1 protein-coding gene is annotated in these 243 nt (G+C 61.7%); it reads right to left on the bottom strand.

The features are described 5' to 3' along the window. Positions 1 to 40 precede the first annotated feature (40 nt). Positions 41 to 243: 50S ribosomal protein L32 (gene rpmF, locus H6A60_RS13560; protein ID WP_439145095.1), on the bottom strand; the 203-nt coding region annotated here is incomplete at its 5' end.

The following is a 243-nucleotide window of genomic DNA, read 5'->3' as shown; positions in this document are numbered from 1 at the left end:
AGCCTGAGCAGTCATGCTGGACCGCCCAGGCTCCCAGGGTTCAGTCCTCGACGTCGATCAGCCCAGAGTGGTAGGCCTTGACCAGATTTCGCGGGACGCGCAGGACCTTGCCCTCAACGCGGATCTCAACCAACTGTGTTGGCGTGGTCTTCCACTGGGCCCGCCTATGACGCGTGGTCGAACGGGACTTCTTTCGCTTCGGTACTGCCATGGCTTCACCAGCTTGACTTCGCGATTCCGGGG

Origin of the sequence: Sutterella massiliensis, from assembly GCF_016899755.1 — a bacterium.
In the GTDB taxonomy this organism is placed as follows: Bacteria; Pseudomonadota; Gammaproteobacteria; order Burkholderiales; family Burkholderiaceae_F; genus Sutterella; species Sutterella massiliensis.
Note: the sequence above shows the minus strand (reverse complement) of the source record. Positions and strands in the feature narration are given on the sequence as shown.